This window comes from Brachybacterium horti (genome assembly GCF_054777615.1).
In genome coordinates this window covers 767996-792309 of record NZ_BAAHAM010000002.1, presented here as the reverse complement: position 1 = coordinate 792309, position 24314 = coordinate 767996, and the positions used below count along the sequence as shown (strand labels likewise).

The 24314-nt window shown below is 73.8% G+C and carries 25 protein-coding genes; all 25 read left to right on the top strand.

Annotated features, from left to right (window positions below; translation table 11 throughout):
* The first annotated feature begins 84 nt into the window (after window positions 1–84).
* The 25 genes from ACYVAP_RS08835 (at window position 85) to lgt (ending at window position 24213) form a co-directional block, all read left to right on the top strand.
* Entirely contained in the window at window positions 85–1689 is a 1605-nt protein-coding gene (locus ACYVAP_RS08835; RefSeq protein ID WP_498860360.1) for an ABC-F family ATP-binding cassette domain-containing protein, read from the top strand.
* 100 nt (window positions 1690–1789) lie between these two features.
* Window positions 1790–2401 (top strand): MarR family transcriptional regulator, encoded by a 612-nt coding sequence (locus ACYVAP_RS08830; RefSeq protein WP_498860359.1) that lies wholly within the window; start codon window positions 1790–1792, stop codon window positions 2399–2401.
* Window positions 2402–2540: 139 nt separating this feature from the next.
* Window positions 2541–3101, top strand: a complete 561-nt coding sequence (gene efp, locus ACYVAP_RS08825) for an elongation factor P (protein WP_137770896.1) — start codon at window positions 2541–2543, stop codon at window positions 3099–3101.
* Window positions 3098–3637: a transcription antitermination protein NusB gene (nusB, locus tag ACYVAP_RS08820; RefSeq protein WP_498860358.1), complete on the top strand. Its 540-nt coding sequence runs from the start codon at window positions 3098–3100 to the stop codon at window positions 3635–3637. The genes efp and nusB overlap by 4 nt, the downstream gene beginning before the upstream one ends.
* 141 nt (window positions 3638–3778) lie before the next feature.
* A complete protein-coding gene (pyrR, locus tag ACYVAP_RS08815; protein WP_264449131.1) occupies window positions 3779–4369 on the top strand; it encodes a bifunctional pyr operon transcriptional regulator/uracil phosphoribosyltransferase PyrR in 591 nt (196 codons plus the stop codon).
* On the top strand, window positions 4366–5322 hold the full coding sequence (locus ACYVAP_RS08810; protein ID WP_462590771.1) for an aspartate carbamoyltransferase catalytic subunit: 957 nt from the start codon (window positions 4366–4368) through the stop codon (window positions 5320–5322). The genes pyrR and ACYVAP_RS08810 overlap by 4 nt, the downstream gene beginning before the upstream one ends.
* Window positions 5319–6623, top strand: coding sequence for a dihydroorotase (locus ACYVAP_RS08805; protein ID WP_498860357.1), 1305 nt, complete (start codon window positions 5319–5321; stop codon window positions 6621–6623). Before ACYVAP_RS08810 ends, ACYVAP_RS08805 begins: the two co-directional genes overlap by 4 nt.
* Window positions 6624–6629: 6 nt before the next feature.
* Entirely contained in the window at window positions 6630–7124 is a 495-nt protein-coding gene (locus tag ACYVAP_RS08800) for a PH-like domain-containing protein (protein WP_264449128.1), read from the top strand.
* Window positions 7121–8320: a carbamoyl-phosphate synthase small subunit gene (gene carA, locus ACYVAP_RS08795; RefSeq protein WP_498860356.1), complete on the top strand. Its 1200-nt coding sequence runs from the start codon at window positions 7121–7123 to the stop codon at window positions 8318–8320. Before ACYVAP_RS08800 ends, carA begins: the two co-directional genes overlap by 4 nt.
* On the top strand, window positions 8320–11667 hold the full coding sequence (gene carB / locus ACYVAP_RS08790; protein ID WP_498860355.1) for a carbamoyl phosphate synthase large subunit: 3348 nt from the start codon (window positions 8320–8322) through the stop codon (window positions 11665–11667). Before carA ends, carB begins: the two co-directional genes overlap by 1 nt.
* The gene (pyrF, locus tag ACYVAP_RS08785; protein WP_498860354.1) at window positions 11664–12524 is read left to right on the top strand and encodes a beta/alpha barrel domain-containing protein; all 861 of its coding nucleotides are present in this window, start codon (window positions 11664–11666) and stop codon (window positions 12522–12524) included. Before carB ends, pyrF begins: the two co-directional genes overlap by 4 nt.
* 212 nt (window positions 12525–12736) lie before the next feature.
* The gene (mihF, locus tag ACYVAP_RS08780; protein ID WP_137770887.1) at window positions 12737–13063 is read left to right on the top strand and encodes an integration host factor, actinobacterial type; all 327 of its coding nucleotides are present in this window, start codon (window positions 12737–12739) and stop codon (window positions 13061–13063) included.
* Complete coding sequence (gene gmk, locus ACYVAP_RS08775) at window positions 13060–13650, top strand: guanylate kinase (RefSeq protein ID WP_498860353.1); 591 nt, start codon at window positions 13060–13062, stop codon at window positions 13648–13650. Before mihF ends, gmk begins: the two co-directional genes overlap by 4 nt.
* A 142-nt stretch (window positions 13651–13792) precedes the next feature.
* Window positions 13793–14155, top strand: coding sequence for a DNA-directed RNA polymerase subunit omega (rpoZ, locus tag ACYVAP_RS08770; RefSeq protein WP_498860352.1), 363 nt, complete (start codon window positions 13793–13795; stop codon window positions 14153–14155).
* A 1-nt stretch (window position 14156) separates the two neighbouring features.
* A complete protein-coding gene (coaBC, locus tag ACYVAP_RS08765) occupies window positions 14157–15446 on the top strand; it encodes a bifunctional phosphopantothenoylcysteine decarboxylase/phosphopantothenate synthase (RefSeq protein WP_498860351.1) in 1290 nt (429 codons plus the stop codon).
* Window positions 15443–16651, top strand: a complete 1209-nt coding sequence (metK, locus tag ACYVAP_RS08760) for a methionine adenosyltransferase (RefSeq protein WP_264449120.1) — start codon at window positions 15443–15445, stop codon at window positions 16649–16651. Before coaBC ends, metK begins: the two co-directional genes overlap by 4 nt.
* The gene (gene hisI, locus ACYVAP_RS08755) at window positions 16648–17064 is read left to right on the top strand and encodes a phosphoribosyl-AMP cyclohydrolase (RefSeq protein WP_137770882.1); all 417 of its coding nucleotides are present in this window, start codon (window positions 16648–16650) and stop codon (window positions 17062–17064) included. The genes metK and hisI overlap by 4 nt, the downstream gene beginning before the upstream one ends.
* Window positions 17061–18626, top strand: a complete 1566-nt coding sequence (locus tag ACYVAP_RS08750) for a chorismate-binding protein (RefSeq protein ID WP_498860350.1) — start codon at window positions 17061–17063, stop codon at window positions 18624–18626. The genes hisI and ACYVAP_RS08750 overlap by 4 nt, the downstream gene beginning before the upstream one ends.
* Window positions 18623–19450 carry a Trp biosynthesis-associated membrane protein gene (locus ACYVAP_RS08745; protein WP_264449117.1) on the top strand — a complete coding sequence of 276 codons (828 nt, stop codon included), beginning with the start codon at window positions 18623–18625 and terminating at the stop codon, window positions 19448–19450. The genes ACYVAP_RS08750 and ACYVAP_RS08745 overlap by 4 nt, the downstream gene beginning before the upstream one ends.
* A gap of 34 nt (window positions 19451–19484) precedes the next feature.
* A complete protein-coding gene (locus ACYVAP_RS08740) occupies window positions 19485–19730 on the top strand; it encodes an HGxxPAAW family protein (protein ID WP_264449116.1) in 246 nt (81 codons plus the stop codon).
* Entirely contained in the window at window positions 19727–20194 is a 468-nt protein-coding gene (locus ACYVAP_RS08735) for a DUF2752 domain-containing protein (protein ID WP_498860349.1), read from the top strand. The genes ACYVAP_RS08740 and ACYVAP_RS08735 overlap by 4 nt, the downstream gene beginning before the upstream one ends.
* A 44-nt stretch (window positions 20195–20238) precedes the next feature.
* Window positions 20239–21072 carry an indole-3-glycerol phosphate synthase TrpC gene (gene trpC / locus ACYVAP_RS08730; RefSeq protein WP_498860348.1) on the top strand — a complete coding sequence of 278 codons (834 nt, stop codon included), beginning with the start codon at window positions 20239–20241 and terminating at the stop codon, window positions 21070–21072.
* Window positions 21069–22439 carry a tryptophan synthase subunit beta gene (trpB, locus tag ACYVAP_RS08725; protein WP_137770877.1) on the top strand — a complete coding sequence of 457 codons (1371 nt, stop codon included), beginning with the start codon at window positions 21069–21071 and terminating at the stop codon, window positions 22437–22439. The genes trpC and trpB overlap by 4 nt, the downstream gene beginning before the upstream one ends.
* Window positions 22436–23287: a tryptophan synthase subunit alpha gene (gene trpA / locus ACYVAP_RS08720; RefSeq protein ID WP_137770876.1), complete on the top strand. Its 852-nt coding sequence runs from the start codon at window positions 22436–22438 to the stop codon at window positions 23285–23287. Before trpB ends, trpA begins: the two co-directional genes overlap by 4 nt.
* Entirely contained in the window at window positions 23284–24213 is a 930-nt protein-coding gene (lgt, locus tag ACYVAP_RS08715; RefSeq protein ID WP_498860347.1) for a prolipoprotein diacylglyceryl transferase, read from the top strand. The genes trpA and lgt overlap by 4 nt, the downstream gene beginning before the upstream one ends.
* The last annotated feature ends 101 nt before the right edge of the window (window positions 24214–24314 follow it).

Below are 24314 nucleotides of genomic sequence, written 5' to 3'. Positions count from 1 at the left end.
TGCGGGGGACCTCCCGCCGCCCGCGGACCTAGACTTCACGGGGCCGTCCGGCCCCCTGACCGTCCCTCCTGAGGAGCTCCTTCCGTGATCACCGTGCACGACCTCGCCATCCGGGTGGGCGCCCGCCTCCTCATGAGCGACGTCAGCTTCCAGGTGACCGCCGGGGACCGGGTGGGCCTCGTGGGCCGCAACGGCGCCGGCAAGACGACCCTCACCAAGGTGCTCTCGGGGACCCTTGCGCCCACCGAGGGCAGCGTCGAGATCACCGGCGAGCTCGGCTACCTCCCGCAGGACACGCACACGGGCGAGGACACGGAGCTGGTGCTCGCGCGGATCCTCTCCGCCCGCGGCCTCGACGACATCTTCTCGCGCCTGCGCAGGGCCGAGCACGAGATGGGCGACATGGACCTCAGCGAGGCCAAGCGCATGAAGGCGATGGACCGCTACCCGCGCCTCGAGGCGGAGCTCGACTCGCGCGGCGGGTACGCGGCGGAGGCCGAGGCGAAGCGCATGGCGGCGAACCTGGGCCTGCCCAGCCGGATCCTCGAGCAGGAGCTCGGCACGCTCTCCGGCGGCCAGCGCCGCCGCGTCGAGCTCGCCCGGATCCTGTTCTCCCAGGCGGACACGATGATCCTCGACGAGCCCACGAACCACCTCGATGCGGACTCCGTGATCTGGCTGCGGGAGTACCTGCTGACGTACCGCGGCGGTCTCATCGTCATCTCCCACGACGTGCAGCTCGTCGAGCAGGTCGTCAACAAGGTGTTCTACCTCGACGCGAACCGTCAGCAGATCGACGTCTACAACATGGGGTGGAAGAACTACCTGCGCCAGCGCGAGGACGACGAGAAGCGGCGCAGGCGCGAGCGCCAGAACGCGGAGAAGAAGGCCGGCGCGCTCACCGCCCAGGCGGAGAAGATGCGCGCGAAGGCCACCAAGGCCGTCGCCGCGCAGAACATGCTCAAGCGCGCCGAGCGGATGCTCGACGGCGTCGAGGGGGAGCGGCAGAAGGACCGCGTCGCGTCCCTGCGCTTCCCCAAGCCCGCCCCCTGTGGGAAGACGCCGCTCATGGCGGAGGACCTTTCGAAGTCCTACGGCAGCCTCGAGATCTTCACCGGCGTGGACCTCGCGATCGACCGCGGCTCGCGCGTGGTCATCCTCGGCTTCAACGGTGCCGGCAAGACGACCCTGCTGCGGATCCTCGCGGGCGTGGACCAGCCGGACACGGGCGGGATCATCCCCGGGCACGGGCTCCGCGTGGGCTACTACGCGCAGGAGCACGAGACCCTCGACGGGGAGCGCACGGTCCTCGAGAACATGATGACGGCCTCCCTCGACCTGCCCGAGGTCGAGGCCCGGAAGATCCTGGGATCCTTCCTCTTCACGGGCGATGACGTGCACAAGCCGGCGAAGGTGCTCTCCGGCGGCGAGAAGACCCGCCTGGCGCTCGCGACCCTCGTCGTCTCGAGCGCGAACGTGCTCCTGCTCGACGAGCCGACGAACAACCTCGACCCGGCGAGCCGCGAGGAGATCCTCGGGGCCCTCGCCGCCTTCGAGGGGGCCGTCGTCCTGGTCTCCCACGACCCGGGCGCCGTGCAGGCGCTGTCCCCGGAGCGCGTGCTGCTCATGCCCGACGCCGTCGAGGACCTCTGGAACGCCTCCTACGAGGAGCTCATCCAGCTCGCATGAGCCTGCGCTCGCCGACGGCGGGATCCGGTGATCCCGGCTGTCCCTCGGGACTCAGCGGATAAGCGCTGTTCGGCGGTCGCCGGCTGGTAGCGTCCGGGCCATGCTCGTCATCGTCCTCTCCCCGCCGCGCGGCCACCGCGGTCCCGACCCGCTGCCCGCCCTCCAGGAGGCGCTCGCCCCGCTCGCCCTGCGCCGTGCCCCGGAGCGGACCGTGGGCAGCGCCGCGATCGCCCTCGCGGACCGCGCGGAGACGGCCGTCGACGCCGTGCGCATCGCCGCGGAGACCGGCGACTGGGAGATCGGGATCGGTGTCGGCCCCGTCGAGCAGCCGCTCCCCGAGGAGACCCGCGCGGTGGGCGGCCCCGCCGTCGCCGCCGCGACCCTCGCCCTGCGGGCCTCCCGCGCGACCGGCCAGGTGCCGCTGTCCGTGCGCGCCGCCGATCCGCGCCACGAGGCGACCGCCGCCGATGCCGAGGCGGTCCTCCGCCTCGTCGGGTGGATGATCGCCACCCGGAACCGCGGCCAGTGGCGCGCCGTGCACGCGCTGCGTGAGCACCCGGGGGCGACCCAGCGCGAGCTCGCCGCCCTCCTCGGCATCACCCAGCAGACGGTCTCGCGGGCCGTGAAGACGAGCGGCTGGCGCGAGGAGAGCGCCGCCGTGCCGCTCGTCGTGCGCCTGCTGTCCATGATCGAGCTCACGTCGAGGCCCTGACCGTCGCGGCGTGCGCGGGGGAGCGGCGCCGCGGCACGCTATCCTGAATCGCGCGCGAGCCGCGGACGACCCGGCGGCGCCGACACTCATCCACATCGCCGCGGGGTCCCACGTGCCCGGCGGGAACCCGAGGAGACACATGGCGACGACGAACGACCTCAAGAACGGGATGGTCCTCAAGCAGGACAACGGCCTCTGGACCGTCACCGAGTTCCAGCACGTCAAGCCCGGCAAGGGCCCGGCCTTCGTGCGCACCAAGCTCAAGAACGTCCTGTCCGGCAAGACCGTGGACAAGACCTTCAACGCGGGTGTCAAGGTCGAGACCGCGACCGTCGACCGCCGCGACATGCAGTACTCGTACCTCGACGGCGAGCTGTACGTCTTCATGGACCCCAGCAACTGGGAGCAGACCAACGTCACCGCGGAGACCGTCGGCGACGCCAAGGACTTCATGCTCGAGGGACAGGACGTCATCATCGCCTTCCACGAGGGCGAGGCGCTGTTCGTCGAGCTCCCGGCCTCCGTGGTCCTCACGATCAGCTTCACCGAGCCGGGCCTGCAGGGCGACCGCTCCAACGGCGGCACCAAGCCCGCGACCCTCGAGACCGGCCGCGAGATCCAGGTCCCGCTGTTCCTCAACCAGGGGGACAAGGTCAAGGTCGACACCCGCTCCGGCAGCTACCTCGAGCGCGTGAAGTGACCGATCCCTCGGCGTCCTCCACCCCCTCGGCCCCGCGCAAGGGGCCGGGTCTGCCCCTGCCCGCACGGGACGGGGAGGAGATCGAGTTCGAGCGCACCCTCCCGGCCCGCACGGACCGGCTGCACACCCTGACCCGTCAGCGCATCCGTGCGCTCGACGTGCTCTTCGAGGCCGACGCCCGCCGCCTGCCCGTCCTCGAGGTGCTCGCGCAGCGTCTCCGGGTGACGGCCGCGCAGACCCCGGTCCCGGAGCGGGCCCGCGAGCTCGTCGAGGGGTACGCGGAGCACGCCGAGGAGGTCGACGACCAGCTCGAGACCCACTCGCGCGACTGGCCGCTGCACCGCATGCCGGCCGTGGACCGCGCGATCCTGCGCCTCGGCGCCGCGGAGGTGCTCTTCGACACCGAGGCGGCGGACCGCGGCCCCGTGATCGGCGAGTACACGAAGATCGCGGAGGCGCTGTCCACAGACGACTCGCCCCGCTTCGTCAACGGGCTCCTGCAGCGTCTGGTCGACGTGCGGGGCCTGCTGGGCTGAGCCCGCCACGGCCCGCCGGCGCCGTCCCACGGGATGGGCGCCGGCGTGGCCCCGGCCGGGTCTCGCGTAGACTCGGCCCCGGTCCGCACGGACCGATCCACCCTTTAACGACACGTCCTGTGAGGCGTGGAAGGGAGAGACATGACCGAGAGCACGACCCCCGTCCCGGACCGCGTCAGGATCCTGGGACCCGAGGAGATCCGACGAGCCCTGGTGCGCATCGCGCACGAGATCCTCGAGAGCGGCCACGGCGCCGACGACCTCGTCCTGCTGGGCATCCCGCACCGCGGCGTGCCCCTCGCCGAGCGGCTCGCCGCGCAGATCCTCGCCGCCGAGGGCATCGATCGCCCCGTCGAGGACCTCGCCGGCTCCCTCGACGTGACGATGTACCGCGACGACCTGCGGCAGCATCCCACCCGGGCACCGAGCCCCACCCGCATCCCGCGCGGCGGCATCGACGGCCGCACCGTCGTCCTCGTCGACGACGTCCTCTTCTCCGGCCGCACCGTGCGCGCCGCCCTCGACGCCCTCGGCGCGATCGGCCGCCCCTCCGCGGTGCGCCTCGCGGTGCTCGTGGACCGCGGCCACCGCGAGCTGCCGATCCGCGCGGACCACGTCGGCAAGAACCTCCCCACCTCTCGCGGGGAGCGCGTCCACGTCGAGCTCGCCGAGACCGACGGCGAGGACGCGGTCGTGCTCGCCCGCCCCGCCCGCGAGGAGGAGGCCCGATGAAGCACATGATCTCGATCGCGGACCTCTCCCGCGAGGAGGCGATCGCCGTCCTCGCGACCGCCGAGCACATGGCGCAGACCCAGTCCCGCTCGATCCGCAAGCTGCCCACCCTCGTGGGCACCACGGTCGTGAACCTCTTCTTCGAGGACTCCACGCGCACCCGGATCAGCTTCGAGGCCGCCGCCAAGCGGCTCTCCGCCGACGTCATCAACTTCTCCGCGAAGGGCTCGAGCGTCTCCAAGGGCGAGTCGCTCAAGGACACGGCCCTCACCCTGCAGGCGATGGGGGCGGACGCCGTCGTCGTCCGCTCCGGCTCCTCGGGTGCCGCGCACCTGCTGGCCCACGCGGGCTGGATCGACCAGCCGATCGTCAACGCCGGTGACGGGGCGCACGAGCACCCCACGCAGGCCCTGCTCGACGCCTTCACCCTGCGCCGCCACCTGCGGCCGGGGGAGCCGGAGGCCGGGCTCGACGGCGCTCACGTCGTCATCGTCGGCGACGTGCTGCACTCGCGCGTCGCCCGCTCCAACGTGCTCCTGCTGACCCTGCTCGGCGCACGCGTCACGCTCGTCGCCCCGCCCGCCCTCGTCCCCGTCGGCGCGAGCGCCTGGCCGTGCGAGATCACCTACGACCTCGACGAGGCGCTCGAGCAGGGCCCGGATGCCGTCATGATGCTCCGCGTCCAGCGCGAGCGGATGGTCGGCGGCGGGTTCTTCCCGACCGCGGGGGAGTACTCGCGCCGCTACGGCCTCTCCACCGCCCGCGCCGCGGCGCTTCCCGAGCACACGCGCGTCATGCACCCCGGCCCCATGAACCGCGGCTTCGAGATCGCCGGTGACGTGGCCGACGGCCCCCGCAGCGTCATCGTCGAGCAGGTCTCCTCCGGCGTGTTCGTCCGGATGGCCGTGCTCTACCACCTGCTCGCCACCGACTCCCGGGAGGACGCCCGATGACCACCGCACCCACCCTCCTGCTGCACGGGGGTCTGCTCTACGGCGAGACCGTCGCGGACCTCCTCCTCGAGGGCGGCGAGATCGCCGCCGTCGGCACAAACCTCGAGGCGCCCGCGGGCGCCGAGGTGATCGACGTGGACGGCTGCGTGGTCCTCCCGGGCCTCGTCGACCTCCACACGCACCTGCGGGAGCCGGGCGGCGAGGAGGCGGAGACCGTCGAGACCGGCACCCGCGCCGCCGCCCGCGGCGGCTACACGGCCGTCCACGCGATGGCCAACACGACCCCCACCGCGGACACCGCGGGCGTGGTCGAGCAGATCGCCCGCGCGGGCGAGAGCGCCGGCTGGTGCACCGTGCGGCCCGTCGGCGCGGTGACCGTGGGCCTCGCGGGGGAGCGGCTCGCCGAGCTCGACGCGATGGCGAGCTCCCGGGCCCGCGTGCGCGTGTTCAGCGACGACGGGAAGTGCGTGCACGACCCCGTCCTCATGCGCCGCGCGCTGGAGTACGTGAAGTCCTTCGACGGCGTCATCGCCCAGCACGCGCAGGACCCGCGCCTCACCGAGGGCGCCCAGATGCACGAGGGCGAGGTCTCCGCGCAGCTCGGCCTCGCCGGCTGGCCCGCCGTCGCCGAGGAGTCCGTCATCGCCCGCGACGTGCTGCTCGCCCACCACGTCGGCTCCCGCCTGCACGTCTGCCACCTGTCCACCGCGGGCAGCGTCGACATCATCCGCTGGGCCAAGCAGCGCGGCATCGCCGTGACCGCCGAGGTCACGCCACACCACCTGCTGCTGACCGACGAGTCCGTGCGCGGCTTCGACGCCCGCTACAAGGTGAACCCGCCGCTGCGCACCCAGGCGGACGTCGAGGCGGTCCGCGAGGGCCTCGCCGACGGCACGATCGACATCGTCGCGACCGACCACGCCCCGCACCCCGCCGACGCCAAGGACCGCGAATGGGACCAGGCGGCGATGGGCATGACCGGCCTCGAGACCGCGCTGTCCATCGTGCAGTCCACGATGGTGGACCGTGAGGCGCTCAGCTGGCGCGACGTCGCCCGCGTCATGTCCGAGACCCCGGCGAGGATCGGCCGCGACGAGGACCAGGGGCGTCCCCTCGAGGCCGGCAGCCCCGCGAACGTGCTCGTCTGGGACCCGCGCCCCACGACCGTCGTGGACCCGGCCGTGCACGCCTCGCGCAGCACGAACAGCCCGTTCACGGGCCGTGAGCTGCCGGGCCGCAACCGCCTCACCGTCCACCGCGGCCGCGTCACCGTGCGCGACGGCGCCCTCGTCGAGGGCTGAGGCGCGATGGACCGCCTTCTCCCCGTGCTCGTGCTCGCGGTGGTGTTCCTCGCGGCGCTCGGCCTCATGGTGCTCGGCTGGCGTCTGCGAGGCCGGCGTCAGGCCGGCCTGCCCGCCCCGGACCGCCGCAGCGAGCTCGCCGACCTCGGCGAGGAGACCGAGGTGGGGCCCGTCGACGCGATCTACGTCGACACCGTCCTCGCCGACCGTCCCCTCGAGCGGGTCGTCGCCCACGGCCTCGGCGCACGCTCCACGGCGCGCGTGAGCCGCGGCGACGGCGGCTCCTGGCGGATCCTCCGTCAGGGAGCCCCGTCCCTGACCATCCCCGCCGCCGCCGTCCTCGACGTCGCCTCCGCCCCCGGCATGGCCGGGAAGTTCGTGGGCGGCGACGGACTCCTCGTCATCCGCTGGCGCCTCGGCGACCAGGACCTCGACACCGGCCTCCGACTCGGCGCGCGCGCCGACCACGACCTGCTGCTCTCCCGGAAGGAGCACCCATGACCGCCCCCACCCCCGCTCGGGAGCGCCGAGGCGCCTCGCGCACCGAGCCCGCCCTGCTGATCCTCGAGGACGGCACCGTCCTGCGCGGCAGCGCCTACGGCGCCCGCGGCTCCCGCCTCGGCGAGGTCGTCTTCTCCACCGGCATGACCGGCTACCAGGAGACCCTCACCGACCCCTCCTATGCCGGTCAGATCGTCGTGCAGACCGCCCCGCACATCGGCAACACCGGGGCGAACGCCCAGGACATGGAGTCCTCCCGGGTGTGGGTGCGCGGCTACGCCGTGCGCGAGGCCAGCCGCGTCGCCTCGAACTGGCGCTCCGAGCAGACCCTCGACGAGCTGCTCGAGAGCCAGGGCGTCGTCGGCATCGCCGGCATCGACACCCGCATGCTCACCCGCGTGCTGCGCGAGACCGGCTCCCTGCGCGGCGGCGTCTTCTCCGGCGACGCCCTCGCCGCGGGCGAGGCGGCCCTGCTCGAGCAGGTCCGCGAGCAGCCCTCCATGGAGGGTGCGAGCTTCGTCGACGAGGTCACCATCGCCCAGCCGCTGCTGCTCGAGCCCGAGGGCGAGGCGATCGGCACGGTCGCCGCCGTGGACCTCGGCATCAAGGGCGCGACCCCGCGCGCGATGCTCGAGCGCGGGCTGCGCGTGCACCTGCTGCCCGCGACGACGACCCTCGAGGAGCTCCGCTCCACCGGCGCGGACGCCGTCTTCTTCTCCAACGGCCCGGGCGACCCGGCGACCGCCGACGCGCAGGTCGAGCTCCTGCGCGGCGTGCTCGACGCCGGGCTGCCGTTCTTCGGCATCTGCTTCGGCAACCAGCTGCTGGGCCGCGCCCTCGGCTTCGAGACCTACAAGCTCAAGTACGGGCACCGCGGCATCAACCAGCCGGTGCTCGACCGCGAGACGGGCACCGTCGAGATCACGGCCCACAACCACGGCTTCGCGGTGGACGTCCCGCTCGAGGGCGAGCACACCGCCCCCCACGACGGCGGCCGCTACGGGAAGGTCGTCGTCTCCCACGTCGGCCTCAACGACGACGTGGTCGAGGGTCTGCGCTGCCTCGACCTGCCGGCCTTCTCGGTCCAGTACCACCCCGAGGCCGCCGCGGGACCCCACGACGCCTCGTACCTCTTCGACCGCCTCGTCGACCTCGTGCGCGCCCGCCGCGCCGGCGACCAGAGCAAGGAGTCCTGATGCCCCGCCGCACCGACATCTCGTCCGTCCTCGTCATCGGCTCCGGCCCGATCGTCATCGGCCAGGCCGCCGAGTTCGACTACTCCGGCACCCAGGCCTGCCGCGTGCTCCGCGAGGAGGGCCTGCGGGTGATCCTCGTGAACTCGAACCCCGCGACGATCATGACCGACCCGGAGATCGCCGACGCCACCTACGTCGAACCGATCGACCCCGACGTCATCCGCTCGATCATCGCCGCCGAGCGCCCCGACGCGATCCTGCCGACCCTCGGCGGGCAGACGGCGCTCAACGCCGCCGTCGCCCTCGCCGAGAACGGCACCCTGGAGGAGTTCGGCGTCGAGATGATCGGCGCGAGCCTCGACGCGATCCAGAAGGCCGAGGACCGCCAGCTGTTCAAGGGCGTCGTCGAGCGCGTGGGCGGGGAGTCCGCCCGCTCCCGGATCTGCCACAGCATCGAGGACCTGCTCGAGGCCGCCGACGAGCTCGGCTACCCGATGGTCGTGCGCCCGAGCTTCACCATGGGCGGCCTGGGCTCCGGCATGGCCTACGACGAGGCGGACCTGCGCCGCATCGGCGGCGACGGCCTGCACTACTCGCCGACCACCGAGGTGCTCCTGGAGGAGTCGATCCTCGGCTGGAAGGAGTTCGAGCTCGAGCTCATGCGCGACCGCGCCGACAACTGCGTGGTCATCTGCTCGATCGAGAACGTCGACCCCGTGGGCGTGCACACCGGCGACTCGGTGACCGTCGCCCCCGCGCTGACCCTCACCGACGTCGAGCTGCAGAAGCTCCGCGACCTCGGCATCGGCATCATCCGCGAGGTCGGCGTCGACACGGGCGGCTGCAACGTCCAGTTCGCCGTGGACCCCGCGACGGGGCGCGTGGTCGTCATCGAGATGAACCCGCGCGTCTCCCGCTCCTCGGCGCTCGCCTCCAAGGCGACGGGCTTCCCGATCGCGAAGATCGCCGCACGCCTCGCGATCGGCTACACGCTCGACGAGATCCGCAACGACATCACCGGCACCACCCCGGCGAGCTTCGAGCCCACCCTCGACTACGTCGTCGTCAAGGTGCCGCGCTTCGCCTTCGAGAAGTTCCCCGCGGCGGACCCGACGCTCACCACGACCATGAAGAGCGTGGGCGAGGCGATGGCCCTGGGCCGCAGCTTCACCGAGGCGCTCGGCAAGGCGCAGCGCTCCCTGGACGTCAAGGGCGCAGCGGTCTCCTACGCGGGCCGCCCGCCGAGCCCCGCCGAGGTCACCGAGCTCATCGATGCCTCCCGGATCCCCACCGACGGTCGTCTGGGTGCGCTGGCCCGCGTGCTGTGGTCCGCCGCGGAGGGCGTCGTGGACGTCGACGAGACGCTCGAGCGGGTCCACGAGGCCACCGCGATCGACCCGTGGTTCCTGGACCAGATGCTGCTGGTCGCGGAGATCGCCGCCGAGATCCGCTCGGCCTCCGTGCTCGATGCGGAGCTCATGCGGCTGGCCAAGCGCCACGGCCTCTCCGACGACCAGATCGGCGAGCTGCGCGGCCAGGGCGGCGACGTCGTCAAGGGCGTGCGCGAGGCGCTCGGCATCAACCCCGTCTTCAAGACCGTGGACACCTGCGCCGCCGAGTTCGCCTCGAGCACGCCGTACCACTACTCGAGCTACGACCAGGAGACGGAGATCGAGCCGCGCGAGCGGCCGGCCGTGCTCATCCTCGGCTCGGGCCCGAACCGGATCGGCCAGGGCATCGAGTTCGACTACTCGTGCGTCCACGCGGTGCTCGCGCTCGGCGACCGGGACCTCCCCGGCGGCGGCTTCGAGACCGTCATGGTCAACTGCAACCCCGAGACCGTCTCGACGGACTACGACGTCGCCGACCGCCTCTACTTCGAGCCCCTCACCTTCGAGGACGTCGTCGAGGTCTACGAGGCGGAGAAGGCCGTGGGACCCGTCGCCGGGGTCATCGTGCAGCTCGGCGGCCAGACCCCGCTCGCCCTCGCACGCCGGCTCGAGGCCGCGGGCCTGCCGATCATCGGCACGAGCCCCGCGGCGATCGACCTCGCCGAGGACCGCGGCCACTTCGGCGCCGTCCTCGCCGACGCGTCCCTCCCCGCCCCGCCCTACGGCACCGCCTGGGGCCTCGGCGATGCGCTCGAGGTGGCGCGTGAGGTGGGGTACCCCGTGCTCGTGCGCCCCAGCTACGTGCTCGGCGGCCGCGGCATGGAGATCGTCTACGACGAGGCGCAGCTGACGGACTACGTGGGCCGGAACCTCCCCGCGGGCGGCCGCGCCGAGGCGCCGATCCTCATCGACCGCTTCCTCGACACCGCGACCGAGATCGACGTCGACGCCCTGTACGACGGCGAGGAGCTCTACATGGGCGGGATCATGGAGCACATCGAGGAGGCCGGGATCCACTCGGGCGACTCGGCCTGCACCCTGCCCCCGGTGACCCTCGGCGACGGCGTGCTCGAGCGGATCCGCGAGTCGACCCTCGCGATCGCGCGCGGTGTGGGCGTGCGCGGACTGCTGAACGTGCAGTACGCGCTCGCGCAGGACATCCTCTACGTCCTCGAGGCGAACCCGCGCGCCTCCCGCACGGTGCCCTTCGTCTCCAAGGCGACGGGCGTTCAGCTCGCCCAGGCCGCCGCCCGCGTCATGGCGGGGGAGAGCGTCGCGCAGCTGCGGGCCGCGGGTGTGCTGCCCGCGGAGGGCGACGGCACCTCGCTCCCGGACGACGCGCCGATCGCGGTCAAGGAGGCCGTCCTGCCCTTCAAGCGGTTCCGCACCGCCGAGGGCCGCGCGGTGGACTCCCTGCTGGGCCCCGAGATGCGCTCGACCGGCGAGGTGATGGGCCTGGACACGACCTTCCCGCTCGCCTTCGCGAAGTCGCAGCTGGCGGTCTCCGGCCAGGGCCTGCCCACCTCCGGGGCGGTGTTCGTCTCCGTGGCCGACGGCGACAAGCGCGGTGTGGTGCTGCCCGTCGCGCGGCTCGCGGCCCTCGGCTTCGAGATCCTCTCCACCGCGGGCACAGGCCGTGTGCTGCGCCGTTCCGGCATCCCGTGCCGGGTCCTGCGCAAGGCCTCCGAGGCCGGCGAGGGCGACAGCGTCATCGAGATGATCGAGTCCGAGCAGATCGCGCTCGTGCTCAACACCCCCTCGGGCTCCGACGCCCGCGCGGACGGCTACGCGATCCGTGCGGCGGCGACGAGCATGGACGTCCCGATCATCACCACGCTGCAGGAGTTCCAGGCGGCCGTGCAGGCGATCGAGGCGCTCCCGGAGGAGCCGTTCTCGGTGCTCAGCCTCCAGGAGCACACCGCGCGACTCGTGGCCGCGCGGACGGTGACGGCGTGAGCAGCACGGCCGGGGCGACCGGGCCGGTGGGCTTCGGCGCACGGCTGCAGGCCGCCGTCGCGGAGCACGGCCCGCTGCTCGCCGGCGTGGACCCCCACGCGGGGCTGCTCGCGCAGTGGGAGCTGCCGGACTCCTCGGCCGGGCTGGCCACTTTCTCCCGGGCGGTGCTCGACGCCGTGGACGGGCAGGTCGCCGCGATCAAGCCGCAGTCGGCGTTCTACGAGCGCCACGGCTCCCGCGGTCTGGCGGTGCTCGAGGAGCTGCTCGCCGGTGCCCGGGAGCGCGGCATCCTCACGATCCTCGACGTCAAGCGCGGGGACATCGGCTCCACGATGGGCGCCTACGCCGAGGCGTACCTGCGCCCCGGCGCCCCGCTCGAGGCCGATGCCATCACGGCGAGCCCGTTCCTCGGTGCCGGGTCCCTGGACCCCGCCGTGGACCTCGCGCTCGAGCACGGCAAGGGCGTGTTCCTGCTCGCGCTGACCTCGAACCCCGAGGGGCACGGCGTGCAGCACGCGATCGCGGCCGACGGCACGAGCGTCGCGCTCGGCGTGGCGCGACACGCCGAGGAGCGCGGCGGCGGCGACGGATCCGTCTGGGGCTCGGTCGGGCTCGTGGTCGGCGCGACGGTGGGGGACGCCTACCGACGCCTCGGCCTGGACGCGGCCGCACCGAGCGTGCCGCTCCTCGCCCCGGGCTTCGGCGCCCAGGGCGCGGGCACCGCGGAGCTCGCCGACGTCTTCGGTGAATCCGCAGGTCACGTGCTGGTCTCGGTGTCCCGCGGGCTTCTCGCCGCGGGCCCGTCGGTCGAGGACCTGCGGGCGCGCGCGAAGGACCTGCAGGCCGACTACAGCTGAGCCGCGGCGACGGGGCGGGACCGGGGCGGATCACCGCTCCCCGGGCCCGCCCCGTCGGTGTCCCGGAGGCCTCGCCCGGGGGTGCACATGCCCCTGATCTGCGACACCTCGGGCGATCAGTGTGCTCCGACACGTCGATGGGGTTACGCTCTTCCCACGTGCGGGGGCCTTCCGGTTCCTGCGTACCACCAGCGACAGAAGAGGTTAGAACCGTGGCTCTCCCTCCCCTCACCCCCGAGCAGCGGGCCGAGGCCCTCAAGAAGGCCGCTGAGGCCCGCCGCGAGCGCGCCGCCATCAAGGCCCGCCTCAAGGACAGCGCCGGTCGTCGCAGCGAGGAGATCCAGAAGGTCCTCGAGGAGGCCGAGACCAACGAGGTGATCGGTCGCCTCCGCGTCGCGGCGCTGCTCGAGGCCCTCCCGGGCGTCGGCAAGGTCAAGGCGCAGCAGATCATGGAGGAGATCGGGATCTCCCCCTCCCGCAAGATCCGGGGCCTCGGCTCCCATCAGGCGGAGAAGCTCGTCTCGCACTTCTCGGAGTGACGCCGCTCGACGGGGCCGGTGCCGCCACGGCACCGGCCCCCGTGACGGTGCTCGCCGGCCCCACCGCGGTCGGCAAGGGCACGGTCTCCGCCGCGATCCGCGCCCGCTACCCAGAGATCTGGCTGTCCGTCTCCGCGACCACGCGGGCCCCGCGGCCCGGTGAGGTCGACGGCGTGCACTACCGCTTCGTGAGCGAGGAGGAGTTCACCCGTCTCGTCGACGAGGGCCAGATGCTCGAGTGGGCCGTGGTCCACGGCCGCAACAAGTACGGGACCCCGCGCGGCCCCGTCGAGGAGATGCACGCGGCCGGACGGCCCGTGCTCCTCGAGATCGACCTCGCCGGCGCCCGCCAGGTGCGGGAGACCATGCCCGAGGCGCACTTCGTCTTCCTCGCCCCGCCGGACTGGGACACGCTCGTGGAGCGGCTCGTGGGCCGCGGCACGGAGGACGAGGAGGAGCGGGCCCGCCGGCTCGAGACCGCGAAGGTCGAGCTCGCCGCCGAGAGCGAGTTCGACGTCACCATCGTCAACGACGAGGTGGACCGCGCGGCGGACGAGCTCGCCGCGCTCCTCGGCGTCCGCCGCTGACCACCCGCACGGAGCGCCGGGCCGGGCCCGGGGCGGGGGAGTGCGCAGTCTCACCCGCCTCCGCCCCGGACCGCCTCGCGCTCGGACTGCTCCAGGGCGTATCCTGGACCGTCGCACGCACACTTTCGATGAAGGGACTTCCGTGGCCGGAACCGTCGCCCAGCCCGAGGGCATCACGAACCCGCCGATCGACCGTCTCCTGGAGACCGTCGACTCGAAGTACGCCCTGGTGCTCTACGCGTCCCAGCGCGCCCGCCAGATCAACGCCTACTACTCGCAGCTCTCCGAGGGCCTGCTCGAGTTCGTCGGCCCGCTGGTGGACGTCGAGAACCAGGAGAAGCCCCTCTCGATCGCGCTGCGCGAGATCGACGAGGGCCTGCTGACCGTCCGCGAGGTGGACGAGGAGGAGCTCGCCGCGGCCGCCGCCCCGGATCCCGACGCCCCCGCCCCGCTCGTCCTCGGCGACGACGCCCCCGAGGCGCCGGCCACGGACTTCACGCTCTGAGATGACACCTCCGGGACGCGCCGCCGATCTGAGCGGTGCACGGGTCCTGGTCGGCATCGGCGGCGGCATCGCCGCGTACAAGGCCGCGCACCTGGTGCGCGGCCTTGTCGGCGCAGGGGCCGAGGTGCGCGTGGTCCCCACCGCCGCGTCCCTCGAGTTCGTGGGCCGTGCCACCTGGGAGGCGCTGAGCCACCATCCGGTGCTCACGAGCGTCTTCGAGCAGGTCGACGAGGTCGCGCACGTGCGTCACGGCCAGGAGGCCGATCTGACGATCGTCGCCCCCGCCACCGCCGATCTGCTCGCTCGGATGCGGGCCGGCCGGGCGGACGACATGCTCACCGCCTCGCTGCTCGTGACCCGCGGGCCGGTCGTCGTCGCCCCGGCGATGCACACCGAGATGTGGGAGCACCCCGCCACCCGTGAGAACGTCGCCGTGCTGCGCGAGCGCGGGACGATCGTGCTCGAGCCGGCCGTGGGCCGCCTGACGGGCCCGGACTCCGGCGCGGGCCGCCTGCCCGAGCCCGAGGCGATCCTCGCCGCCGCCCGCGCCGTGCTCGCCGCACCCCGCGCCGAGGACGGCGCCGTGCGCCACGACCTCGCCGGGCGCACCGTGCTCGTCACCGCCGGCGGCACGCGCGAGGAGCTCGATCCCGTCCGCTACCTCGGGAACCACTCCTCCGGCAAGCAGGGCTGGGCGCTCGCCCATGCCGCCCTCGCCCGCGGTGCTCGGGTGCAGCTGCTCGCGGCCAACGTCGACCTCGAGACCCCTCCCGGCGCCGAGCGCGTGGACGTGGGCAGCGCCGCCGAGCTCGCCGAGGCCGTCGAGGCCCGTCTCGACGCCGCGGACGCCCTCGTCATGGCCGCCGCCGTCGCGGACTTCACCGCGGCCTCGCGCTCCGGGGACAAGATCAAGAAGGACGAGTCGCAGCCGGACTCCGTGCCCGTGCTCGCGCTCGCCCGCACCCGCGACATCCTGCGTCACAGCGTCGAGGTGCGCTCCGTCTCCTCCCACCCGGCGCGGCCGGCGATCGTCGGCTTCGCCGCGGAGACCGGGGGAGAGGGCGGCACCGCCCTCGAGCTCGGGGCTCAGAAGGCGCGGCGCAAGGGCGCGGACCTGCTCGTCCTCAACGACGTCTCCACGGGCGTCTTCGGGGCCGAGGACAACGCGGTGCGGATCCTCGACGCCCAGGGGGAGATCCGCGGCGAGGCGAGCGGGAGCAAGGTCACGGTCGCCCACGCCGTGCTCGACGCGCTCGTCCCGCGCCTGCCTGTCCTACCCTGGGACGCATGACGTCCAGCGACCTGCGCACCTTCACGTCCGAATCGGTCACCGAAGGGCACCCCGACAAGATCTGCGACCAGATCTCCGACGCCATCCTCGACGACATGCTCGCGCAGGACCCCGGCGCCCGCGTCGCCGTCGAGACGATGGTGACCACCGGACTCGTGCACGTCGCGGGCGAGGTGCGCACCACCGGCTACAGCGACGTGGCGCGCATCGTGCGTGACGTCATCCGCGAGATCGGCTACGACTCCTCCGCGAAGGGCTTCGACGCCGACTCGTGCGGCGTCGAGGTCTCGATCGGTGCGCAGAGCCCCGACATCGCCGCGGGCGTCGACGAGTCCTGGGAGCGCCGCGACGGCGGCTCCACGGAGGCCTTCGCGAACCTCGGCGCGGGGGACCAGGGCCTCATGTTCGGCTACGCCTGCAACGACACCCCCGAGCTCATGCCGCTGCCCGTGCACGCCGCGCACAAGCTCTCCGAGAACCTCTCCGAGGCGCGACGAAGCGGCGTGCTGCCCTTCCTCCGCCCGGACGGCAAGACCCAGGTCTCGATCGGCTACGACGCCGACGGCGTCGCCCGCAGCGTCGAGGCCGTCGTCGTCTCCTCCCAGCACGACGACGACGTCGACGTGCGCGAGCAGCTCGACCCGGGCCTGCGCCGCGTCGTCATCGCCCCCGTGCTCGAGGAGCTCGCGGGCATCGGCCTGGACGTCGAGGACGTCACCTTCCACGTGAACCCCTCGGGCCGCTTCGTCATCGGCGGTCCCAAGGGGGACGCGGGCCTCACGGGCCGCAAGATCATCGTCGACACCTACGGCGGCATGGCGCGCCACGGCGGCGGCGCCTTCTCCGGCAAGGACCCGAGCAAGGTCGACCGCTCCGCCGCGTACGCGATGCGCTGGGTCGCGAAGAACGTCGTCGCCGCCGGCCTCGCGGACCGCTGCGAGGTGCAGGTCGCGTACGCGATCGGCGTCGCGGCCCCCGTCGGCCTGTACGTCGAGACCTTCGGCACCGGGAAGGTCGCCGACCACCTCATCGCCCGCGCCGTCGAGAAGGTCTTCGACCTGCGCCCCGCCGCGATCATCGACGCGCTGGACCTGCTGCGCCCGATCTACGCCCGCACCTCCGTGCACGGCCACTTCGGCCGCGAGCTGCCCGAGTTCACCTGGGAGCGCACCGATCGGGTCGCCGAGCTGGAGCGCGCCCTGTGAGCGCCGCGGACGCCGCGGCCCCCACCGCCTCCTCACCGGCGGCCCCCGGGCTCGACCCCGCCCTCGCCGCCCGGCTCAAGCGTGACCCGCAGGGGCTCGTGACCGCCGTCGTCCAGGACGCGAGCAGCCGTCGCGTGCTCATGGTCGGCTGGATGGACGACGAGGCCCTGCACCGCACGCTCACCACGGGCCGCGCGACCTACTGGTCCCGCTCCCGCCAGGAGCTGTGGGTCAAGGGGGAGACCAGCGGGCACGTCCAGTACGTGCGCTCCGCGTCCCTGGACTGCGACGGCGACACGCTGCTGCTCGAGGTGGACCAGATCGGCCCGGCCTGCCACCGCGACACCGACACCTGCTTCGACGGCGGGGAGCTGGAGGCCGTGGTCCTGCACCCGGAGGAGCGCACCGCATGAGCACCGAGTCCTACCCCGAGCTCGTGGGCGGGATCGAGGGGGACGCCCTCGGCGTCGTCCAGCCCGACCGCGAGACCTTCCGCGCCCTCGCCGCCCGCCAGCGGATCGTCCCGGTGACCCTGCGGCTGCTCGCCGACGAGGACACCCCGATCTCCCTGTACCGCCGGATCACCCGCGGCACCGACGCGCGGGGCACGTTCCTGCTGGAGTCCGCCGGGGAGGGCGAGGACTCCCGCTGGTCGATCATCGGCGCCCGCGCCCGCGCCGTGCTCACCGAGTCCGGCGGCCGCGCCCGCTGGATCGGCGACGTGCCCGCGGGCCTCGCCGAGGGCGGGACCCCCGTCGAGGCGCTGCAGGAGATCACCTCCGCCTTCCGCGCCGCGCGGCTGCCGCACCTGCCCCCGTTCACCGGCGGGATGGTCGGCTACCTCGCCTACGACGCGGTGCGCTACTGGGAGCGCCTGCCCGACTCCCCGCCGGACGAGATCGGTCTGCCCGATCTCTCGATGCTGCTCGCCGAGGACGTGCTCGTCCACGATGCGCACGACGCGACCGTGCTGCTCGTCGCGAACGCCCTGAACATCGACGGCTCCCCGGACAACGTCGACGCCGCCTACGACGCGGCCGTGGCCCGCCTCGACGCGCTGCGCGGGAAGCTCCGCGGTCCGGGCGGCGACGGCGCGGTCTCCTACACCGGCGTGCGCGAGGTCGAGCCGAAGTCCCGCACCGCCCAGCTCGAGTACGAGGCCGCGGTGCAGGAGGCGGTGCGCGACATCGTCGACGGCGAGATCTTCCAGGTCGTGCCCTCGCAGCGGTTCTCGCTCCCCACCGCGACGGACCCGCTGGACGTGTACCGGGTGCTGCGGCGCATGAACCCGAGCCCCTACATGTTCCTGCTGCGCACGACCGATGCCGACGGCGCCCCGATCGACGTGGTCGGCGCGAGCCCCGAGTCGCTCGTGACCGTGCGCGGCCGCACCGCGACCACCCACCCGATCGCCGGTTCCCGCCCCCGCGGCGCGACCCCGGAGGAGGACCAGGCCCTCGCGGAGGAGCTGCTCGCCGATCCCAAGGAGCGCTCCGAGCACCTCATGCTCGTGGACCTCTCCCGCAACGACCTGCAGCGCTTCTGCGAGCCGGGCACCGTGGTGGTGCGCGACTTCATGCACATCGAGCGGTTCTCGCACATCCAGCACATCGTCTCCACGGTCACGGGCCGTCTCCGTGAGGACGCCCGCGCCTACGATGCGCTGCGCTCGACCTTCCCCGCGGGGACGCTCTCGGGTGCCCCGAAGCCCTCCGCGATGGCGATCATCGACCGGCTCGAGCCGGTGCGCCGCGGCGTCTACGGCGGCACGGTCGGCTACATCGACTTCGCCGGGGACATGGACATGGCGATCGCGATCCGCACCGCCGTGCTCAAGGACGGCACCGCGCACGTGCAGGCCGGCGGGGGAGTGGTGGCGGACTCGGTCCCCACCATGGAGCATCGCGAGACCCAGTCCAAGGCGGCCGCCGCCCTGCGAGCCGTCGCCTCCGCCGAGACCCTGCGGCCCGCATGAGCGCCGACGACACCACCCCGGCGCCGCTGCCCGAGCGCACCGACAGCGCAGACAGCGCTGTCGGGGCACGCACGACCGGCGCCCCGGACGGGCCGACGGGCCGCCGCCGCGGACCGGGCCGTCGGGGTGCGGTCCTGGGCGGGCTCGTGATCGCGGGCCTCGTCGCCGGCAGCACCCGCACCAGCTGGGCGACCGCGACCGCTCCGGACATCACCGGGGCCGTGCAGACCTATCCCGTGACCGGTGCGGACGCCGCCCCGGCCGTGCTCGCCCTGTCGCTCGTGGCCCTCGCGGCCGCGGCCGCGACCTCGCTCTCCTCGCGCTGGGTGCGCTGGGTGACCGGCCCCGTGCTGGCGCTCTCGGGCATCGGCACCGTCGTGGCCGCCGCCGGCATGCTCGGGGACCCCACGGCGGCCTCGGCCGGTGCGGTCGCCGACGCGACGGGCATCTCCGGCGTCGAGCTGCACGCGACCGCGAGCGCCTGGCCCGTCGCCGCGATCGTCGGCGGCGCGCTGCTCGCCCTGCTGGGCGTCCTCGTGCTCGTCGTGGGCGGCCGCTGGCCCCGCGGGAGCAGCCGCTACTCGCGGGCGACGCTCGCCCCGCGCCGCGTCGTGGACCCGGAGCAGGACCCGGCCGCCGCCTGGGACGCCCTCACCCGGGGCGAGGACCCCACCGAGCCCCCGGACGACGACGCCGACCCCGATGCCGACGCAGCGGACGAGCAGGTCCCCGCGACGTCCGATGACCCGCGTCACAGCGCCGCGTCAGGACCCGCCGCACGCCCCGCGGACCGCGAGGATCCGCCCGCTGGCGTGGCACAATGACCCCGTACCCCACGCCTTCGATCGGAGCTGGACGATGACCAAGACCTACACGGTGCCGCCGCCCCCGCCGCACAACGAGGGCAAGACCCCCGCAGCCTGGACGCTCAGCCTCGGCGTCGTGATCGGCATCACGCTCGCGGCGCTCGGCATGGTCATCGCGATGCCGGCGCTGCTCGTCGTCGGCATCGTCGTCGCGGCGCTCTCCGTCGTCGCCGGCGTCGTCATGTCCGTCGTCGGCCTCGGGAAGAAGCGCCCCGCCCGCTCGGCCGCCACCTCGTGAGCTCCGCGGTGCGGGCCGGGGACGGCCTCCCCGCGCCGGAGGCCCCGCGCCCCCGCGGCCCGCACCGCGCCCTGCTCCCGCTCGGCATCGCCCTCGGCGGCGCCGGCCTCGCCCTCCTCGTGCAGCAGGTGTTCGACCCCTTCCGCACGGACGTCCCGCTGTGCGCGGTGTACCACCTCACCGGGCTGTACTGCCCCGGCTGCGGCGCCACCCGCGCCGTGCACGCGCTGCTCGACGGCGATCCGCTGCTCGCGCTGCGCAACAACGTCCTCATCGTGGTCGCCCTGCCCGTCGTCGCCGGGGGACTCGTACTCTGGGCGGTACGGCGAGTGCAGGGACGCACCCTCGGCCCGCCGCCGCAGGTCGTGGTCGTCCTCCTCGCCGTGCTGGCCCTCGTGTTCGCGGTGCTCCGCAACATCCCGGCCTTCTGGTTCATCGCCCCGACGTCCCTGATCGGCGCCTGATCCGGCCCCGCCGTGATCGGCCCGACCCCTGCAGGAGTGCACCCGTGACCCTCACCGGAACCGTCCTCGACGAGATCATCGTCGGCGTCCGCGAGGACCTCGCCGCCCGCCGCGCCGAGGTCCCCCTCGCCGCGGTCGAGGAGCGCGCCGCGGCGACCGCCCCGGCACGGGACGCCCGCGCCTCCCTCGAGGGCGACGGCACGACCATGGGTCTGATCGCGGAGGTCAAGCGCCGCAGCCCCTCCAAGGGCGCGCTCTCCGAGATCCCCGAGCCCGCCGTCCTCGCGGCTGCCTACGCGGGCGCCGGGGCGAGCGCGATCAGCGTGCTCACGGAGGAGCGCCGCTTCGGCGGCACCCTCGCGGACCTCGACGCCGTGCGGGCCCGGGTCGAGGTGCCCGTGCTGCGCAAGGACTTCGTCGTGGACCCCTACCAGGTGACCGAGGCGCGGGCGCACGGAGCGGATCTCGTGCTGCTCATCGTGGCCGCGCTCGACGACGCGCTCCTGCGGGACCTGCACGACCAGATCACGGGCCTCGGCATGCAGGCCCTCGTGGAGACCCACACCGAGGAGGAGGTCGAGCGCGCCCTCGCCCTCGGCGCCGACATCGTCGGCGTCAACGCCCGCAACCTGCGCACCCTCGACGTGAACCTCGACCGCGCCGCTGCGCTGCTGCGGCGGATCCCCGCCGGCCCCCTCGCGATCGGCGAGTCCGCCGTCGCAGGCGTCGCGGACGTCGAGGCCTACGCGGCCGCCGGCGCCGACGCCGTGCTCGTGGGCGAGGCCCTCGTGACCACCGACGACCCGGCCCGCGAGGCCGCCGCCTTCCGCGCGGTCACCCGCCGCGGCCGGCCCCAGCAGGACGGAGAGAGCCGATGACCGACACCGCTCCCCAGGACGGCCCCGTGCTGCCCGAGCTCACCCGCCCCACGACGCCGCTGCGCGCCGTCACCGGCCCCTACTTCGGCGACTTCGGCGGGCGCTTCCTGCCCGAGGCGCTCGTGCCCGCCCTCGACGAGCTCACCGAGGTCTACGAGAAGGCCCTCGTGGACCCGGAGTTCCTCGCCGAGTACCGCCGGCTGTGCGCCGAGTACACCGGCCGCCCCTCCCTGCTCAGCGAGGCGCCGCGGTTCTCGAGGCTCGCCGGCGGCGCGCGGATCCTGCTCAAGCGCGAGGACCTCAACCACACCGGCAGCCACAAGATCAACAACGTGCTGGGCCAGGCGCTCCTCACGCGGCGCATGGGCAAGACCCGCGTCATCGCGGAGACCGGCGCCGGCCAGCACGGCGTCGCGACCGCGACCGCCGCGGCCCTGTTCGGCCTCGAGTGCACGATCTACATGGGTGAGGAGGACACCGAGCGGCAAGCGCTGAACGTCGCCCGGATGCGCCTGCTCGGGGCGGACGTCGTCGCCGTGTCCCAGGGGTCCCGCACGCTCAAGGACGCCATCAACGAGGCCTTCCGCGACTGGGTCGCCAACGTGGAGACCACCCATTACCTGCTGGGCACGGTCGCCGGCCCCCACCCCTTCCCGACGATGGTCCGCGACTTCCACCGGATCATCGGCGAGGAGGCCCGCTCCCAGGTCCTCGAGCGCACCGGCGCCCTGCCCGACGCGGTCGTCGCGTGCGTGGGCGGCGGCTCCAACGCCATGGGCATCTTCCACGCCTTCCTCGACGACACCGACCCGCTCGTGCGGCTCGTCGGCTGCGAGGCAGGCGGCGACGGGATCGCGACCGGACGCCACAGCGCGACCCTCACCGGCGGGACGCCCGGCGTGCTCCACGGGGCGCGCAGCTTCGTCATGCAGGACGAGGACGGCCAGACCATCCCCTCGCACTCCGTCTCCGCGGGGCTCGACTACCCGAGCGTCGGCCCCGAGCACGCCTGGCTCGCGGCGACCGGCCGCGCCGAGTACCGCGCGATCGACGACGGACCCGCGATGGACGCCTTCGCCCTGCTCTCCATGACCGAGGGCATCATGCCGGCCGTCGAGTCCGCCCACGCCCTCGCGGGAGCGCTCGAGCTGGGCCGCGAGCTGGGGGAGGGGTCCACGATCCTCGTGAGCCTCTCCGGCCGCGGTGACAAGGACGTCGACACGGCCTCGCGCTGGTTCGGCCTCGTCGACGACCAGGACCGCCCCGCCGAGCAGGGCACCTTCCCGGGCGTCCCCGGCGATCTCGAGCACCTGCGCGAGCTCGCCCGCGGCACCCTCGACACCCCTGCCCAGGAGGCCACGCGATGACCGCGCCCCGCTCCGTCGCCGCGAGCGGCACCGACCGGCTGCGCGCCGGCCATGCGATCGACGCCGCCCGCGCCGAGGGCCGCCCCGCCCTGATCGGCTACCTGCCCGTCGGCTTCCCGTCCGTGCAGGGCTCGATCGACGCCGCCCGCACGCTCATCGACCACGGCGCGGACATGATCGAGCTGGGCCTGCCCTACTCCGACCCCGTCATGGACGGCGCCGTGATCCAGCAGGCCGCGAGCGCGGCCCTCGCCGCCGGGACCCGCACCCGCCACGTGCTCGAGGCCGTCGAGGCGCTCTCCGGCCGCGGCGCCGCGATCCTCGTCATGTCCTACTGGAACCCGATCCTGGCCTACGGCCCGGACGCCTTCGCCCGGGACCTCGCCGGCGCCGGCGGCGCGGGGGTCATCACCCCGGACCTCATCCCCGACGAGGGCGCCGACTGGATCGCCGCGAGCGAGGAGCACGGGGTGGACCGCGTCTTCCTCGTCGCCCCGAGCTCCCCGGCCGACCGCCTCGCCTACGTCGCCGGGCACAGCCGCGGCTTCGTCTACGCCGCCTCCACGATGGGCGTCACCGGCACCCGCGCGAGCGTCTCCGCCGCGACCGAGGGCCTCGTCGAGCGCACCCGCGCCGCGGGCGCCCGCAACGTGTGCGTGGGCCTCGGCGTCTCCGACGGCGCCCAGGCCGCGCAGGTGGGCTCCTACGCCGACGGCGTGATCGTCGGCTCCGCCTTCGTGCGCGCGCTGATCGAGAGCCCCGAGGGCGACCTCGCGCCGCTCGCCGCCGTCGCCGACGACCTCCGCGCCGGCGTGGACCGGGCACGCGGCGCCGGGGCACGGCCATGATCCCCAGCTCCCCGATCTCCGCGATCCACCTCGGACCGCTGACGATCCACTTCTACGCGATCTGCATCCTGCTGGGGATGGGCGTCGCCCTGTGGTGGGCCACGAAGCGCTGGGTGGCCCGCGGCGGGGACGGCGACGACCTCTTCGACATCGCCTTCGCGGGGATCATCGCCGGCATCGTCGGCGCCCGGGTCTGGCACGTCCTCACCTCCCCGGCGCCGTTCTTCGGCCCCGGCGGGAACCCCGTCGCGGTGCTCTACATCTGGCAGGGCGGCCTCGCGATCTACGGCGGCGTGGCCGGCGGCGCGATCGCCGTGTACGTCATGTCGCGGATCAAGAAGGTCTCCTTCGCCGCGCTCGCGGACACGATCGCCCCCACGCTGATGGTCGCCCAGGCGATCGGCCGCTTCGGCAACTGGTTCAACCAGGAGCTGTACGGCCCCCCGACGGACCTCCCCTGGGCCTGGCAGGTCACCTGCGTCACCAACGGCGAGACCATCGCCGGCTGCACCCCCGGCGGCTACCACCCGACCTTCCTCTACGAGCAGGTCTGGAACCTCCTCGGCGTGATCGTCCTGCTCGCGATCTCCCGCCGCCTCCACCTCGCGGGCGGCCGCGTGTTCTGGGCCTACGTCGGCATCTACTCCGCCGGGCGCGCCTGGATCGACGCGATCCGCACCGAGCCCGTCCTCATGGTGGGACCGCTGCGCATCCACACCGTGGTCGCCCTTGCCATGGTCGTGGTCGCAGTGGGTATGTTCTGCGTCCTGACGGTCCGCCGGCGTCGCCGCGGCGGTGAGACCGTCGCCGCCGACGGCGCCTTCGAGCTCTCCCCCCAGAACCCGGGGAACGGGCCCGACGAGACCGCCGTCGCCACCTCCGGCACCCCGCCCTCCGACCAGGACGAGCCCCGCACCGGATCGTAGGACCGGGCCCCCGCGCCACCGCGCGGCAGGCGCCAGGCCACGTCCGGAACCCGTCCCTCCCGACGCGCCCTGGCCGTCGGCCGAACCCTGAAGGGTCCCGC